The sequence below is a fragment of the Streptomyces sp. NBC_00876 genome (assembly GCF_045207435.1).
Lineage (GTDB): Bacteria > Actinomycetota > Actinomycetes > Streptomycetales > Streptomycetaceae > Streptomyces.
The window spans coordinates 2,266,490-2,283,509 of sequence record NZ_CP108800.1; the positions used below are offsets into that span (position 1 = coordinate 2,266,490).

A 17,020-nucleotide genomic window follows, 5' to 3' on the forward strand; every position below is an offset into this window, starting at 1 on the left:
GGCACGGACGGTGGTCGCCCCTACCTTTCCCTTGATCGCGGAACCCGCACAAGCGGGAATCACTATGTGAGCAGTTCGCCGTGGAGCGCCAGGGCCAGTCCCGCCTCCGCGCTGTTGGCCCGGCCCTGTTCGAAGGCGCGCCGGTAGGCGGCGTCGCCGATGGCCGAGCGGGCCTGGAGTTCGCAGGCCTCGCGCAGCGGGCCCAGTTCCGGGGTGCCGCGCTGGGGGTGGCCGACCATCCGCCAGTAGACCTGTCCGGTGCCGTACACCCGGGCGGCCTGGGCGCCCTCGCCCTGGGCGGCGACGGCTGCGGCCAGGATGTCCAGGCCGAGCGCGATGCCGAAGCTGTCGCGGAGCCGGTGCTTGCCCACGAGCATGGACCGGGCGTGCGCGGCGGCCGCCCGGGCGCGGCCCTGGAGCAGGGCGATGAGGGCGAGCTGGTAGTCGACGTAACTGAGCGTCCAGCACTCGTCCCTGGCCACACAGGCCTCGCGCAGGACGGCGGCGGCCTCGGCCGACTCGTCCAGGCGGCCGAGGCCTGTGAGGGCGAAGACGGTGATCAGGTGGCAGCGCAGCCGGTAGGCGGATTCGAGCGGGGTTCCGGCCCCGGTGGTGCGCAGCACCCGTTCGGCCTCGCGCAGTCCCCTCTCCGGGTCGCCGGTCATCAGATGGGTGAGGCCGCGCAGGTAGCCGGCCGCGAGATTGCCCTCGTCGGTCGCGTCGTCGGCCGCCGCCCGTACGCATTCCTCGCCGATCCGTTCGGCGGCCGGGTAGTCGCCCTGGAGGAGTACGCAGATGCCGAGCACCCACAGGGCGCGGGTGCGGTGGGGGCCCTCGGCCGGGCCGGCGTCCAGGGCGCGCTGGGCGTAGCCCCGGGTCTGCGGGAGATGGCCGCAGCAGCACCAGAAGAAGCCGATCCGGCCGGCCATCTCCTGGGCGGCCGCGGTGTCATGGACCAGGAGGTGGTCCAGGGCGGCGCACAGATCGGCGTGCGATTCGGCGATGCGGTGGTACCAGAGGATCTGGTCGTCGCCGGTCCAGCCCGCGTGGGCGCTGCGGGCCAGCCGGAGGAAGCAGGCGGCGTGCCGGTCGGCGGCCTCGTGCTCCTCGCCGAGTTCGGCGAGCCACATCCGGCCGTACTCGCGGATGGTGTCGAGCATGCGGTGGCGTACGCCGTCGAACGCGACGACCGACTTGGTGACCAGTCCGCGCAGGGCCTTGCGGACACCGCCGGCGGTGAGCGGTCCCCCGGCGCAGACGGTGGCGGCCGTGTCCTCGTCGAAGTCGCCGCGCAGCACGGTGAGCCGGGCCCAGAGCAGCCGTTCCAGCGGGGTGCACAGTTCGTGGGACCAGCCGATGGTGGTGCGCAGGGTGCGGTGGCGCAGCGGCCGGAGCGTCGCGTCGGCGAACACGTCGAGGCGGGAGCCGAGCCGGATGGCGATCTCCTCGATGCTCTGGCGCCCGGCGGTGGCGGCGGCGAGTTCGATGGCGAGGGGGATGCCCTGGAGGCGGCGGCAGATCTCGGCGGCGGCCGCGGCGGCGCCGGGTTCGTCGAGCGCGGCGCCGGGGGCGGCGGCGGCCGCGCGTTCCCGGAACAGGGTGAGGGCGTCGGCGGCGCCCTCGACGGGCAGCGGCTCCACCTCGACGAGCAGCTCGCCCTTGATGTCCAGGGGCTGTCTGCTGGTGGCGAGGACGGTGAGTCCGGGCGAGGTGGTGAGGATCTCGCCCAGGAGGTGGGCGCAGGCGGTGCGCAGGTGTTCGCAGGAGTCCAGGACGAGCAGGAGCTGTTTGTCGGCGAGCCATTCGCACAGCACGTCGATGGGCATCCGCAGCGTGTGGTCGCTGAGCCCGACCGCGTCGGAGACGGTGGCCAGGAGCAGCTCGTCGCCGTGGAGGGGGGCGAGGTCGGCCCACCAGACCCCGTCGGGGTACCGGGGTTCCGCGCGCTGTGCGGCGCGGACCGCCAGCCGGGTCTTGCCGACCCCGCCGGTGCCGGTGAGGGTGGTCAGCCGGCCGGTGACGAGGGCGCGTTCGAGCCTGGCGAGTTCCGCCTTCCGTCCGACAAAGCTGGTGGTCTCCTCGGGGATGTTGCTCACCGTCGTCACCGTCGCTGCACAGGAGGTGCGGCCGGCCCCGGCCCCCGTGCCCCGTGCGCGGCCGGCGGGCGAATCGACGCCGGCTGCGCACGGGGAGGGGGCCGGGACCGGCCGGAGTGGAGTGGGAGGGTGCGCCCGGGAGGGTGGTGGTGCGGCTCTCCCCGGCGGCTGCCCATACGGTAGGTCAGCGCAGCGAGAACACCGCCACCGTGCGCCCCGGAACGGTGAAGCTGCCCGAACTCCGCTCGTACGTCGACTGCTTGACGATAGAATCCGCGCCCGCCGCCTGGACGGGGTGCAGCGCGTAGTCCTTGTCTGCCAGGGCGGCGACCTTCTGGGTGGTGGCGCCGGGGGCGGCGTTGAGGACGACCACCAGTGTGCCGAGCCTCATGGTGATCACGCCGGGGGTCTCGTCCTTGCCGGAGAGCGGGAAGGAGAGCGCGGACTGCACCTGTCCGGCGGTGGAGAGGCCGAAGTCCTTCTCCGTGGACCGGATGGTGAGCAGGTCCTGGTACGCGGCCGAGGCGCCGTTGATCTGTGCGCAGCCGGGACTGATCGCCGCATTGGCCAACAGCGGCTTCGCGTAGGACCACTTGGCCTTGTTGTCGGCGGCCGGAGGAAGTCCGCGGCCGAAGCCGTTGCCCGCGCGGCAGTCCCAGTGCAGGGCGTTGAACCAGTCGCCGCTGTCGAAGGAGTTGCGGTCCAGCGACTTGGAGCGCAGCAGGTCGGTGCCGGCCTGGGAGAGCGAGGGGCCCTGGGAGAGGGTGGCCGTCGCCATGGCCAGGACCTGCATGCGGGCCCGGTCGGCCGCCGAGGTGCCTGCCGGGAGCTTGAAGGCGAGGGCGTCGTACAGCGTCTCGTTGTCGTGGGCGTCGGAGTAGGCGAGGGCGTCGCCGGGGGCGGCGGCGTATCCGGCGGGGGCTCCGTTGTAGTCGACGCCCGAGCCCTTGACCGTGGCGCCGGTGGTGTCGGTGAAGGTGTAGCCGGCGAGGTTGCCGGTGAGTCCGACCTTGATCAGGTCCTGGTAGTGGAGCAGCCGGGCCTTCTGCTCGGCCTCGGTGCCGTTCGCGGCGGAGGTGTTGGGGTCGGTGTAGAGGCCGGTGGCGAAGCCCTGCACGCCGGGGTCCTCGTCGAACGGGGAGCCGCCGCGTACCGCGTCGCGGGCCCGGTCGGAGAAGGTGGCGATGCCGGTGCCGGCCATGTTCTTCTGGGTGGCCTGGACGAAGCGGGCGTCGTCGGCGATCTCACCGAAGTTCCAGCCCTCCCCGTACAGGATGATCTTCTTTCCGTCGACGCCGTCCCTGGCCACGGTCAGCGCGTCGAGGGCCTTGCGGACGGCCAGGATGTTGGCCTTGGGGTGGTGGCCCATCAGGTCGAAGCGGAAGCCGTCGACCTTGTACTCCTTGGCCCAGGTGACGACCGAGTCGACGACGAGCTTGCCCATCATGGTGTTCTCGGGCGCGGTGTTGGCGCAGCAGGTGGAGGTGGCGACGGTGCCGTCCTCCAGCAGCCGCTGGTAGTAGCCGGGCACGATCCGGTCGAGGACGGACTTGTCGTCCTGGCCGGAGGCGACGGTGTGGTTGTAGACGACGTCCATGACGGTCCGCAGACCGGCGCCGTTGAGACCCTGCACCATCTGCCGGAACTCGACCGTGCGCTTGGTGCCGTCGGGGTCGGAGGCGTAGGAGCCCTCGGGGACGGTGTAGTGCAGCGGGTCGTAGCCCCAGTTGAACGCGTCCTTCGCGGCGGCCTTCGCCACGCAGGCCTGCTGCTCCTCGGAGTCGGGGGCGTAGACGGACAGTTCGCAGGCCGGCTTCTGCTGGTCCTTCCTCTTCTCGGGGATGGTGCCGATGTCGAAGGCGGGCAGCAGGTGGACGTAGTCGGTGCCGGAACCGGCGAGTTCCTTGAGGTGCTTCATCCCGTCCGAGCGGGTGTCGGTGAAGGCGAGGTACTCACCGGGGTGCTTGGAGGTGGGGTCCGCGATCGAGAAGTCGCGGATCTGGAGTTCCTGGATCTGCGCGTCGCGCAGCGGCACGGCCGCGGGCTTGGCCAGTGCGCTCCAGCCCTTGGGCGCGAGCCTGCCGTCGTCGAGGTCGACCACGAGGCTGCGGGCGGAGTCGGTGGTCAGCGCGGTGGAGTAGGGGTCGGTGACCTTGTTGGTGACGAGCTTCTGGACGGTGGGCGCCCAGACGTTCACCACGTACCGGTAGGGCTTGCCGTTCCAGCTCCTGTTCCCGGTGACCGACCAGACGCCGGTGCGGTCGTCGCGCCGCATCGGGACGGTCCTGCCGTCGAGTTCGAGCGAGACGGTGCGGGCGGTGGGGGCCCAGACGGACAGGGTGGGCGTGCCGTGCCGGAAGACGGGGCCGAGCGAGGCGCTGCTCGCCCTCTCGCCGTAGAGGTCGTCTAGCACGCCGGCGCTCTGTACGCCGGTGGCGGCGAGCAGGGCGCCGTTGGCCGCGCGCTGGGTGGCGATCAGCTGGCCGCGCAGGGCCTCGCGGACCCTGTCCCGGTCACGGGCGTCGACGGTGAAGGCCGGGTAGTCCTTGAGGTGCGGGTACTTCGCCTTCTGCGCGTCACTCAGCGCGGACTGGTTGAGCCGCAGCCACTGGCCCTCGTCGGAGAGGGCGCCGTCGACGACGGAGATGCCGCCGCTCGACGCGTACACGAGCTGCTGGCTGGTGGCCCCGGTGGCCTTCACCTTCCAGACGACGGTGTCGGAGTCGATCCACTGCGCCTCGGCCTTGGTGAGGTCGGGGGTGGGCACGCCGCCGGTCTGCGGCAGCAGATAGCCGGCCGTGCCGCCGAGCATCCACACCTCGTGACCGTAGGTGGCCAGGTCGAGCGACTGGTCGCTGGGCAGGTCCTTCTCGTCGCCGCGGTGCAGGATGTAGCTGAGGGTGGTGGCCCCGTCGGCGAGCGGGACCTCGAAGGTGAGGCCGGAGGCGTCCTTCTTCACCGGCTGGAGCGGCTTGGACCAGTCGGTCGGCTCCTTGGCGCCGGTCCAGGTGTGCAGCCCCCAGCCGTCGTAGTCGCCGTCGGCGCGGTAGTAGTGCAGGACGGCCTTTGTGGTGTCCTGGGCCGGGTAGGCGCCGTCGGGGGCGGTGTCGGCCTGGCCGTCCTTGCCCTGCTCGATCCAGACCTGTCCGGTCCTCGCGAGGTCGACGGTGCGCTCCGGCCCGTCCGCCGTACCGGACTTCTCGACGGTGTACGGGACTGCGGATGCGCCCTCCGGCACCTTGAACCAGGCGAAGGCGCCGTAGGCGTCCCGTCCGGTGAAGGCGGCGGTGGTGTCGCCGGACCTGGCCTGCCATCCGTCGTAGTCGCCGTCGGCGCGCTTGTAGTGGACGACGGCGTAGTCGCGTTCGACGGCGACGGGCTTCGCCGGGGCGGGCGCCTGTCCGGCGGCCGAGGCGGCGAGCGCGCTCGCGGTGCGCCCGGTGCGGTCGACGACAACGGCCTTGTAGCGCAGGGGTGTTCCGGCGGCGGTCGTGTTCTTGATGGTCTGGGTGACCTTGTACGGGGCGTGGTCGGCGGTGCCGAGGGTGGCCCACGTGCCGTTGCCGGTCTGGGCGGCGAACACGACCCGGTTGAGGGAGCCGCCGTCGACGTCCGCGGTGAGCTCGACCGTTCCGGTGGCGCCGGCGGCCGGTGCCTTCAGCGTGATGGAGGGCCTGTCCGCGGGGGCGGTCAGCGGCTTCGCGGCGCGCAGCACGATGCTGGACAGCGCCGGCACGGTGACGGTGATCTTCTTGTCGGCGCCGCTGCGGACCGAGCCTGAACCGCCGTACAGCGTAAGGAAGTCCATCCCGGCGGACTCGGTGGACAGCTCGACGGTCTTCGCCGCGGTGCCGTTGTTGGTGGCGACGACGTACTCGTTGCTGTGCTCGGGGTCCGTACGGGAGAAGGCGTAGACGGAGCCCTCGGCGTACCGTTCGGTCTGGACGCCGTCGCGCAGCGCCGGGTTCTTCGCGGTCAGCTCGGAGAGCGCGGCGATGGACCGGTAGAGCGGGTGACTTGTGTCGTACGCGTCGGAGGCGTGCGTGCGCTCGGTGCCCAGCTCGTCGTCGTCGAGGTAGTCCGCGGTCTTCGAGGCGAACATCGTCTGGCGGGCGTCCTTGTCGCCGCCGGCGCCGGTGAAGCCCTGCTCGTCACCGTAGTAGACGACGGGGTTGCCGCGGCTGAGGAACATCAGCTCGTTGGCGAGCCCGGCGCGCTTGACCAGCTCCGCGTCATCGGCCTTCGGGTTGTCCTGCTTGAGGAAGGTGCCGATGCGGCCCATGTCGTGGTTGCCGAGGAAGGTCACCTGCTCGTAGGCGTTGGCCTTGTCGGTGGTGTACCGGTAGTCGTCACCGAAGACGGCGGCGAGCTTGGAGGCCGGGGCGCCCTGCGAGGCGTACTGGCGGGCCGCTTCCTGGAAGGGGAAGTCGAGCGTCGCGTCCAGCCGCCCCTGGGTGACGTAGGGCGAGGTGATCGCCGTGTCGGCGGAGTAGACCTCGCCGAACATGAAGAAGTCCTTGCGCCCGTGCTTGGCCGCGTAGGCGTCGAGCGCGGTCGCCCACTGGGTCCAGAAGTCCAGGTCGACGTGTTTGACGGTGTCGATGCGGAAGCCGTCGATGTCGAAGTCGCGGACCCACTTCTCGTAGATCTTCTCCATGCCGGAGACGACCTCGGGACGCTCGGTCCACAGGTCGTCGAGGCCGGAGAAGTCGCCGTACGTGGTGGACTCGCCGGCATAGGTCGAGTCACCGCGGTTGTGGTACATCGTCGGGTCGTTGAGCCAGGACGGCGTCTTGCCGCCAGTGGTGACCGGCTTGTACGGGAAGGAGTCCGCGTCCGTCTTCGCCATGCCCGCGGCGTCGTCGAAGGGCCGGCCGTTGCGGTCGAGGTAGGGGTAGGCGCCCTTGGGCTTGTAGCCGTAGGTCTTCTCGGCGTAGTCGACGGTGTCGGCGGTGTGGTTGGTGATGACGTCGAAGAAGACCTTCATGCCCTTGCGGTGGGCCTGTTCGATCAGCTTCGTCAGGTCGGCGTTGGTCCCGAAGTGCGGGTCGACCTGGGTGAAGTCGGTGATCCAGTAACCGTGGTAGCCGGCCGAGGCGTCCTTGCCGGTTCCCTGAACGGGGCGGTTCCTGAAGATCGGGGCGAGCCAGATGGCGGTGGTGCCGAGCCCCTTGATGTAGTCGAGCCGCTCGGTCATCCCCTTGAGGTCGCCGCCCTGGTAGAACCCCTTGTCCGTGGGGTCGTACCCGGTCTCCAGCCGCGAACCGGTCAGCCCGCCCCGGTCGTTGCCGGTGTCGCCGTTGGCGAAGCGGTCGGGCATGACGAAGTAGAACTGCTCGCGGGTCAGGTCGTGGCGGGCGGGCTGAGCCGCCAGCTTCGCGTCCGACGGCGCGGCGGGCGGCCGGGCCGCTGCTGCGGGCAGCGCGGGCACGAGGGCCGCGCACAGGGCGGCCGCGACGACGGCGACGGCCGTTCTTCTCGCGGGCACGCGCGGGGACGGACGTATCACTCGGGCTCTCCTCGAAGGGGTGTGCGGGTACGGTGCCGGACGGGCGGGATTCAGCCCGTCCGGCGATTGAGGACACGGCGCGGCCGGAGACCGCGCCGCTCACGGAGAGACCTCAGCTCCGCCAGACATCCGCGGTCAGCGTGACCTTGCCGGAGGTCGGCACCGTGGCCGTGCGGTTGGCGCCGCTCTCCCAGGTGACGTTGCCGCTCGCGTCCTTGCGGACGTACTTGTACTCGAACGACGTACCGGCGGGCAGGCTCACATCGAGCTTCCACACGGGGTACGTGGCCGGGTCCAGCTTCGGCGCGGCGGCGGGGTCCCAGTTGCCGAGGGCGGACTGGTTGCCGGTGACGTAGATGTTCTGGCCGGGCTGGGTGGTGGCGTTGACGCCGAAGGAGGCGCCGGACGTGCCCGTGCCGGGATCGGTCGGGTCCGTCGGGCCGGTGCCGCCACCGGTGCAGGTGCGGGCGCCGGTCTGGAGCGCGAGGGCCGTGTTGGCGCCGAGCGTGGCGGTGAACTGGCCGGAGCCGTTGACCGTGACGCCGTTGCCGGACTGGATGTCGCAGTAGTCGCCGGCGGGCAGCGAGGTCTGGAACGTACGCGTCAGTGAGGAGCCCTCGTGGTTGATCGCGACGTACGCCTTGGAGCCGCGGCCGAAGGCGATCTGGTCACCGCCGTTGTCCCACCAGTTGGTGACCGCCTCGCCGCGCGCGGTGTTGCGGAAGCCGACCATGGAGGCGATCTCGCGCCAGGCGTGCTGGCACTTCCAGCCGTCGCTGTAGCAGGCGTTCACCGTGCCGCCGCTGGGCGGACCGGCGTCCTTGTCGGACCACTCGTAGCCGGAGTGGACGTCGGGCGAGCCATAGGGCCAGGCCAGCATGAACACGCTGGCGAGCGTGTAGTTGGCGCCGTCCTTGTAGTTCAGCGTCTCACCGTTGCGCTCGGTGTCGTGGTTGTCGACGAACACCGCGGCCTTGGACGAGGACATGAAGCCCCAGCCCTCGCCGAAGTTCTTCAGGTTGGCGAGGTTCTCGTTGTTGAAGACCTGCTTGAGGCTGCGGGCGTAGCGGAACTCCTGGACGTCGCCGGTGCCCGCGTACTCGTCGGGCGAGACGGCCTCACCGGCTCCGTAGATCGCCTCCTGCTTCCAGTAGACGCCGGGGTTGCTCAGCCGGGACTTGATGTTGGCGAGGTCGGCGGCGGGCATGTGCTTGGCCGCGTCGATGCGGAAGCCGTCGACGCCGAGCGAGAGGAGGTCGTTGAGGTACCCGGCGATCTTGCCGCGTACGTAGTCCTCACCGGTGTCCAGGTCGGCCAGGCCCACCAGTTCGCAGTTCTGGACGTTGGCCCGGTCGCCGTAGTTGCTGATGTTCGACTGGCAGTCGTTCATGTCGTTGACCGAGTACAGGCCGGGGTAGTCGTACTTGCTGTACGAGGACCCGCCCGTGCCCGTGCCGGAACCGGCCGACATGTGGTTGATGACCGAGTCGGCCACGACCTTGACGCCCGCGCTGTGGCAGGTGCTGACCATGTTGGCGAAGGAGGTGCGGTCGCCGAGCCGTCCGGCGATCTTGTAACTGACCGGCTGGTACGAGGTCCACCACTGCCCGCCCTGGATGTGCTCCTGGGGCGGGGAGACCTGTACGAAGCCGTAGCCGGCCGGGCCGAGGGAGTCGGTGCACGCCTTGGCGACGGAGTCGAACTTCCACTCGAAGAGAACTGCGGTGACGTCCTTGGTGCCCGGGGCGGAAGCCTGCGCGTTCGTGGCGGGGACCACGAGGGCGGCGGCGCCCGCTATCAGGGCGACCGCGGCAGACAGAGGCCTGCTGGCCATTGTTTCCTCCTGCTGTGGGGGAAATGCGGGGTGAGGTGCAGCCTCATACGGCAACGCGCCCTGCCCTCAAGGCTCCTGAAGGTTCTTGCTGCAAGAATGCAAACCTTGCTGCGGGGAGACCGTACGAGTCCGTCAGGTTCCGGTCAACCCTTTGGACATGACCTGCTCACATCCACGAAATACCGCAGTTTTCTTCCTGCAAGGTCTTACGCAAGACATTGCAGCACTGTTACGTTTCTCCCGACTCCGGTCCGGTCGGCCGGGGGTCCCGTCACCACGGGCCCCACGCGCCCGGCCGGCCGGGCCGGTCACGGACAAGAGAGGCACCTGGAGTCACCACTCCCCGCCGGCCCATCAGGGTCGACTCCCGGTGCCTCTCCTGGACCGTGGGACGGACGGAATCAGGGACGGGGCAAGGCTCAGGCCCCCGCGTGGATGTACGCGGCCCACTCGTACGGCCGGTTCGGCGCGAGGTCCCGCAGCTCCCTGACCGCGTGGTGGACCGCGTGGGCGGCCGTCGGCCCGTCGGCAGGCGCCCTGCCGTAGAAGGCGCGCAGGAACGCCCCGATCCGGGTGCTCTCCACCTCCCACAGGGTGCCGACGGCCTCCGGATATCCGGCCAGCAGAAACGCACTGGACACCTGCACGGCCTCATCGGTGAGCCGTGTCGAGGTACGCGCCGTGCCGCAGGCGGTGAGCACGGCGAGCCGGGCGGACTCGGGCCGGATCCGGCAGATGTCGAGCACCGACAGCGCCTCCCCGGCCGGCAGCTGAATCCAGCTGCCCGTCGGTTCCTCGGGCGAACTGTGGGCGTGACAGCCGAACTGCACCCACTGCGAGCTCTCCAGGGCGGCGAGGACGTCCGTGCGGGTGGCGTCCTGCGCGATGAGCAGCTTCGGGTGGGTGAGCGCGTCCGCCGTGAGATGGGCGGCGGCCACGGAGCCCGGCAGCACATCGTCCGATTCCGCGACGATCAGCGCATGCTCCGCCCCGGAGCCCTGCCGCCTGGCGGCCCGGGAACGCGCGTGGGCCAGGGTCTGGAATCCCGGGATGTAGGAGGACACCACCGTGTCGAGCGCGCTGCCGCAGCGACCGTTCTCGCAGTCCCCGGAAAGGCACTGGGCCGCGTGCAGCGGGAGCGCCGTGAACGGCCCGGTCGGCACCCACCAGATCCGGGGCGGACCGGCGCCGGGCTCCACGGACCCGTCGCGACGCAGTTGGTCGAGTACGGGTTCCACCACGGCGTGCCAGGTCCATCCGAGCAGGCGGTGGATCGTGTCCCGGGCCTCGATCAGCTGGGACGGTGACGGCCGCCGGCCGCCGCGCGCGTAGACCGACTCGATCGCCGCGCCGAACTGCTCGGCCGCGTCGGTGACTTCCTGCGCCATGGCATCGAGATGAAGCGCCGTCGCCCCTTCGGGGGTGACGACGAAGGCGATGCACGACAGTCCGCGCGCGTGGTTGAGAACGACGACCGGTCCCTCGGCCGTGAGCTCGCGCAGGCGGTCCGGCGGGAGTGCTCCCAGGAAGTCCCCGAACCCTGATTCCGTCCGGATCCGCTCGATGAGCCGGTCCAGTTCCGCCGAGGCCCGTCGCCCCGCCAGCCGGGCCCGGCCGGAGCCGCTGCCGGCGCCCTCCTCCAACTGCCCGGTCAGCTGTGTGAACCGGGAGGCGAGGCCGGGATGCGCCTCGGCGAGTGCGCCGAGGTCGGTACGGGACTCCAGCCGGCGGGCGAGCAGGAGACCGCGGCCGCGCTCGTGCAGAGCGACGGCCGCCTCGATCCGGGGGCCACGGACGGCACGGATCGGTCCCACGGCCGGGAGGTCCGGCATGAGGGCGTCGCCGCCGTGGCTCCCGCCGTCGTCGCCGGCGTGGCCCCTGCCCTCACCGTCGTCGTCGCCCCTGCCCTCACCGTCGTCGTCGCCCCTGCTCTCGCCCCCGCCCACGCCGCCGCGGCCGGCGCGCTCCATTGCCGCCCGCAGTCGCTCTCCCATTGCTTCCAGGTGAGATGTATTGCGCTGGTGCAGGAGATTGAGCGCGATCATCGCGGTGAGTGTGCGCACGTCGCCGTCGAAACCGAGCAGGCCGTGCTCGGCGGCGGGCTGCGGACCGCCCCGGTCGGTCACCTGCTCCAGCAGACCCACGGTCTCCACTCCGAGCGACAGGGCGCGATCGACGTCGGACGTGACGGTGTCGGCGCACCTCACCGCGGCGGCGATGCCGGCGTGGGCACGTAACCAGACCGAGTGGAGCGGACTGCGCAGCGTGTCGATGTTCCGCTCCAGCCGGTCCTCGGTACGCATGGAGCCCAGCAGGAGGGACATCACCTCCTCCAGCATGCCGGATATCGTCCCGGAGCGTTCCCGGCCCGCCTCGGGCACGGGCAGGAGATGCCCGAGGTCGATCGGGTCGCCGGGTTCGATGCGGTGCAGGGCCGTCAGCAGCCGCATCGTCGCGATCATGTTCGCGTCCAGGTCGTCCGTGATCGTCCCGATGACGGTGTCGGCCTCGTCGACGAGCCCGGTGGCATGGTCCGAGCCGCTGGCGCGCAGGGTCATGAAGCGCTGGAGCAGCGCCCTGATCAGTGTCATTCCGGCGAACCCCCGGCGCTGCCCCGCAGGAGCCGCGGAGAAGGTCCGGCGGCACCGCTCGACCTCCTCGTCCGTGGTGCCGGTCGCGGGCCCGCCGCCGGGGCCGACCAAGCCGATCAGATCCGCCAGACTCTCGGCGTGGATACGCTGCTCGCCCGCACCGGGTTCCTGCCAGGCGTCGGCCCGTTCGCCCAGCTCGACGAGGTGGGGCAGGAGCTGCCGGGCGCGCTCCAGCTGGTCCCGGTCATGGGTGAGGACATAGCCGACGAGGCCGTTCAGCACCGTGAAGTGGGTGGCCCGGAAGGATTCCTCGGCGCTCGCCCGCTCATCGACCTGCCCGGAATCGGCCATGTCCTCCTGGACTACCGCCGCCTCCATGATGAGGTCCGGATCGCTGGTCACCAGGCCCAGCAGCGTGAGCAGTTCGCGCAGCCGGGTGGCCACCGCCGCGGAGGGCCGTTCCGACCGCTCGTACACCTGCCGCAGCAGCCCGACCGCCTCCATGAGGGTGCTCGTGTCCACGTCGCCCAGGTTGCCCGCGCCCAGGGCCGCGCTCAGCAGGTCGCCCCCGGCATCGCGCAGGTCCTCGTCCCAGCCCATGCGGTCAAGGGCGATCCGGAGGTTCTGGACCATCGAGTCCAGGCCGGGCTGCTCGCCGCCGTCCGGGCCCACGAGGTTGGCCATCGCTCTGATTCCCGCAAGGTCGCCCCCGATCTCCTGCCTCATCCACGCCGCGGCGTCCGTGAGGAACCCGGCCAGTTCGCGCAGGGCCTCGCAGCCCATGACGTCCAGCGCGTGCTCCGTCTCCGAGGACCACACCGGTCCCGTGAGTGTGCACAGCGCACCCACTGCCGCCTCGCTGACCTGCCCGGCCCGGAGCCAGGAGAGGGGTTCGAAGCCGGCCGGTGCGCAGGCCGCCGTATCCGCGGTGACCGCGGTGGCGAGCGCGCCCAGCTCATCGGCTGTCTGCGGGGAGTTCTCCGCCATGGCCTCGGCACAACGCCGGGCCGAGGCCGCCAGGACCACCCCGTACACGGGGCGTGTCACGTCGTCCGGTGCGAGCGCGTCGAATGCCCGGCGGTACCGGCCGATCCGTTCCAGCGGCTGATCCGTGGGGTCCTGTGCGGCGGCCGGTTCGACGAGGCAGTCCGCGAAGGCGACGGCAGCCCGCAGGTCGGCCGGCAGGCCGGGCAGGCCGTGGCCGTGGGCCAGCTCCTGGGCCAGATCCAGGATCCGGTTGAGCAGCGCGTTCATCTCACCGGCCCGGTGACCCTCCTCCTCCTGGCGCTGAAGGCCGAAGTACCGCAGGACAGCCGCCTCGATCCGCAACGGCACCTGCACGGCGGGCCCGGGAGCCTCCCCGGCGTCCTGCCCGAGCCGGCCGAGGACGTCGTGCAGCGTCGCGGCCAGCATCCCGCGGGCAGGGTGGTCCGGCGTCAGCGTGGCGAGCGCGGCCCGCACCCGGACGGCCGCACAGGCCAGGGTGGGCAGTTCGCCGCTCTCGAAGGCCGACGCGCCGAGCAGCAGGCCGGTCCCGGCGTGCAACTCCGCGGGGTCGTGGTGGGCAGCACGCCACAGTTCCCTCAACTGCTCGACGCGTTCGGCCGTTTCGGGCAGCGGTGTGATGCCGCAGGTGCTCAGCAGTGCCTCGATCCGGTCCGGCGCCGGCTCGCCGAGCAGCATCGCGGCATGGACGACCACATCGAGCAGGAGCGGCAGCAGGTGGCCCTGGCGGGGATGACCGGGCGGCACCAGGACGCACGCCCTGGCCGCGGTCCGTGCCGCGGCCGTGAGCGAATCGGGCTCGGCCAGCGCCTCGAAGCGCTGCATGCGTACGGCGACGAGTGCCATGGAGACGTCACCGAAGCCCTCGTGGTCGGGGGGCATGACGACAAACGCGTCGAGCAGCCAGGCGAGCGCCTGATCGAACAGCGCCGTGGCCTCGGTCGCGCCGCCGCGCTCCATCGTCCGCAGGGCCAGCCTGCCGCAGGCGGATCCCATGATGCAGGCGAAACCTGACAGGCGTATGAGCGCGTCGGCCTCGAACTCCTCCATCTCCGGCGGCAGACCGGGCAGCACGGCCGGATCGGGCAGCAGTGGACGAAGGAGGTTGCGCAGGGCGAGGGCGAGCAGCCCCTCCTCGTCGGCAGCCGGATTGCGGTCACCGGCGCTCGCGCGGTACCAGTACGTCCAGCAGACGAGCAGGACGGGTCCGAAGCGGACCTCCAGTTCGGGTGCCGGCGCCGCCCCGGCGAGCAGTCTCAGCGCGTCGGTTCCGGCGTCCTCGCCCAACAGCGTTCCGAGGTCCTGTGTCTGCTCGGCCTCGCTGATCCGGGCCGCCACCCGGCCTGCCAACTCGGCCAACTCGTCGTCGGACATGGCACATATCATATTCTGACGGCCCCTCAGAGGAGTTATTTTCCGGCCGTGTTCGGGATCGAGGGCTCGGCGTGCTCAGGGCGGAGGGTGGCAGATGAGCCAACGGGGGCTCCGGCTGCCGATTGTGCCCGCGCTGCCGGTGGTCAGCCGCTGTCGCAGACGACCGGCTGCACGCGTGGCCCCGAGGCCGCCTTCGTCAGCCACGCCACGCAGACGGCCGTGGCCGTGTGTCCGTCCTCGGTGATGCGCACCGCATACCGCGCCGGACCGGATTGCGCGTCGGCTCCGGCGGTCAGGCGCAGGCCGGCGGAGACGGTCGCCCCCGCAGGGACCCGGCGCGGCGGAGCCCCGGTGGATGCGGCCCGCCAGCCGGGTGGCAGCACCGGCGGGCGGACCTCGACACTCACCGCCCGGTTCACCGTGCTGGTGAGCAGCAGGCCGGACCCGCTGGGGCGCAGCCGGAGCAGTCGGCTGGAGGGCGACCAGACGCGCAGCGTGCCGACGTCCACGCCTCCGGGCTCGTTGATTCCGGGGACGACGATCCTGATCGCCGACGTGGTCACCCCGACAGCGATCTCGTCCTGGTTGACCTCTGCGCCGATGCTGGTGACGTCGTGCTCGACGGTCCGCGCCGTCCACCCGCCCGCGGCGTTCGGCGTACGGATCTCCAGCTCCTGCGGGGCCGCGCCGGCGAGCGCCAACTCGACCCGTGAGATGTAGACCGGGAAGCCGAAGTCGACCTCGAGCCAGTCCGACGCATCCCGCTCGCCCGAGCTGGGGCTGCCGACCGTCGACCAGAAGCCGAAGATCCCCGTCCGCGGTCCGGCCGGCGTCGTGCCGTAGGCCGAGTAGCTCGCTTTGAACCTGGGCCACGGAACGCCCCGGTGATACTCCGTCAGGTCACGGTCGTGGGTGAATCCGGGCAGCGGATCGGCCCAGCGGTCGTAGGCGCCGGGCAGTCCGAAGAGCGCTGTGGACGGGAGGGCCGCGGTCTGGAGCAGGACCAGCATCAACGGGAGGGCCACGAAGCCGGCGAAGTGGGAGAGCAGCAGCGTGTAGCGTGCGCGTCCGGTCCGGGCCGCCGCGGGGCGGTGCCCGCGGACCGGCCGCGGCACGCGCAGTGGCGGGATGACCCGGCGGCGCCGGGGAGCCGCCGGGACGCCTGCCGTCCACAGCAGCAGTCCGCCGAGATCCGTCTCCCCGTCCGCTCCCGCCTCGTCGGCCAGAAAGCGTACGGGGACGGCGGAGTCCTCCACCACACGGACCAGGTTTCCGGCCCCCGCGGTCACCAGCCACTGCCGGATGGCGTCGTCGCCGTCCGCGAGCCCGGCTCCGGCCGAGGTGCGGCGGAGCGCGGCGGTCTTCGTCAGGACGACGGCGATCCGTCGCGGGCGGCGGCCGGCGGGAAGGGACGCGACGTTGCGCAGCACGCGTTCGGCGGTGTCGACGGGGTCCTGCGCGGCCCGCGGCACCGAAGAGATCCGCTCCCGGTCCTCGGTGGTCGACGCCCGCCGTACAGCGGTGAGCGCGGGTCCGTCGAGCACCAGGACCAGGCCGTGGGCGTGGCGCAGAGCGTCCAGTGTGTCGAGCTCCGACTGCGCGGCGAAGGCGGGCCCCGGCGGATCGAGCAGGACGAGGGAGCGGCTCCCGCCGCGCAGCCCGAACAGGCCGGTCGCGGCGGCACCCGGCACCCCGCCGCCGGCGCTTCCGCCCAGTGACCGTACCCGCCGGGCCAGTTGAGCGAGCCCGCTGCGGACGAGAACACTGCGGCCGGAACCGGACGGCCCCGCGATGAGGACCAGACGGGTCCGGCGCTCGCCCCGCAGCATCGGACGGGAGCAGTGCGGGCACCGGGCGTCCAGCCGCCGTGCGCCGGACGCGATGGCTGCGGGCAGCCTGGTTCCGCAGCGGCAGATGCGGTGCAGGGCGCCGTTGCGGTCGGGTTCCAGCCGTCGGTGCTGTGCGCCGCAGCCGGGACAGAGCCTGACGGGCAGGGCCACGAACCGCCCGCAGCCGGAGTGCGGGCAGACGGTGGCGGTGCCGGTCAGCCGGTGGCCGGCCCGGTCGGCCACCCGGAGGGCTGCGCAGAACAGCCGGAAGCCGGCCATCAGCGCGGCCCAGACCAGGAGATGGAGCAGGAGCGCCGCCCCGAACAGAACCGCCGTGGCCGAGATGACCGCCAGGGTCCAGCAGCCCCGGTAGGCGCATCCGAGGAGGCCGAAGCACTGATCTCCGATGACCTCGATGCGTCTGCGGGGGCGGTCCTTGACCACGAACAGTTCGTAGTCGCGCGTGAGCGCGCTCGTCGCCTCCCGAGCGTAGGCCTCCCGTGCGTCCTGCCACAGCGCCCGGAACACCCGTGGGCCGGCCCGGTGCAGATACGGGCCCCTGACCGGTTCGCGACCGGTGACCGCCGCGTCGTCGGGCGGACGGTCTTCGGACAGCCGCCACACGGCACGGAAATGACGCCAGATCAGGCGGGGCAGTACGGCGCAGGCGTAGTAGAGCGCGAAGCCCACGGCTGAGACGGAGAGCAGCGCGATGACGCCTGCGAAGGCGACGAAAGGCATCAGCAGGACCCCGAGGGCGAACTCCACCCACCCGCGCACCT

The 17,020-nt window shown here is 71.6% G+C and carries 5 protein-coding genes; all 5 read right to left on the bottom strand.

Going from position 1 to position 17,020, the window contains the following annotated elements; translation table 11 throughout:
* Positions 1 to 62: 62 nt before the first annotated feature.
* Positions 63 to 2,105, bottom strand: coding sequence for an ATP-binding protein (locus OG782_RS10000; protein ID WP_406449425.1), 2,043 nt, complete (start codon positions 2,103 to 2,105; stop codon positions 63 to 65).
* 175 nt (positions 2,106 to 2,280) lie between these two features.
* The gene (gene pulA, locus OG782_RS10005; RefSeq protein WP_406449427.1) at positions 2,281 to 7,605 is read right to left on the bottom strand and encodes a pullulanase-type alpha-1,6-glucosidase; all 5,325 of its coding nucleotides are present in this window, start codon (positions 7,603 to 7,605) and stop codon (positions 2,281 to 2,283) included.
* Between the two features lie 112 nt (positions 7,606 to 7,717).
* Entirely contained in the window at positions 7,718 to 9,439 is a 1,722-nt protein-coding gene (locus OG782_RS10010) for a carbohydrate-binding module family 20 domain-containing protein (RefSeq protein WP_406449429.1), read from the bottom strand.
* Between the two features lie 419 nt (positions 9,440 to 9,858).
* A complete protein-coding gene (locus OG782_RS10015) occupies positions 9,859 to 14,409 on the bottom strand; it encodes a CHAT domain-containing protein (RefSeq protein WP_406449431.1) in 4,551 nt (1,516 codons plus the stop codon).
* Between the two features lie 143 nt (positions 14,410 to 14,552).
* Positions 14,553 to 17,006 (bottom strand): hypothetical protein, encoded by a 2,454-nt coding sequence (locus OG782_RS10020; RefSeq protein ID WP_406449433.1) that lies wholly within the window; start codon positions 17,004 to 17,006, stop codon positions 14,553 to 14,555.
* Positions 17,007 to 17,020: the final 14 nt, after the last annotated feature.

What these genes read in the sequence shown, in the direction of transcription:
- OG782_RS10010 (WP_406449429.1), bottom strand. Translation starts at nt 9,439, where the DNA reads ATGGCCAGCAGGCCTCTGTCTGCCGCGGTCGCCCTGATAGCGGGCGCC.
- OG782_RS10015 (WP_406449431.1), bottom strand. Translation starts at nt 14,409, where the DNA reads ATGTCCGACGACGAGTTGGCCGAGTTGGCAGGCCGGGTGGCGGCCCGG.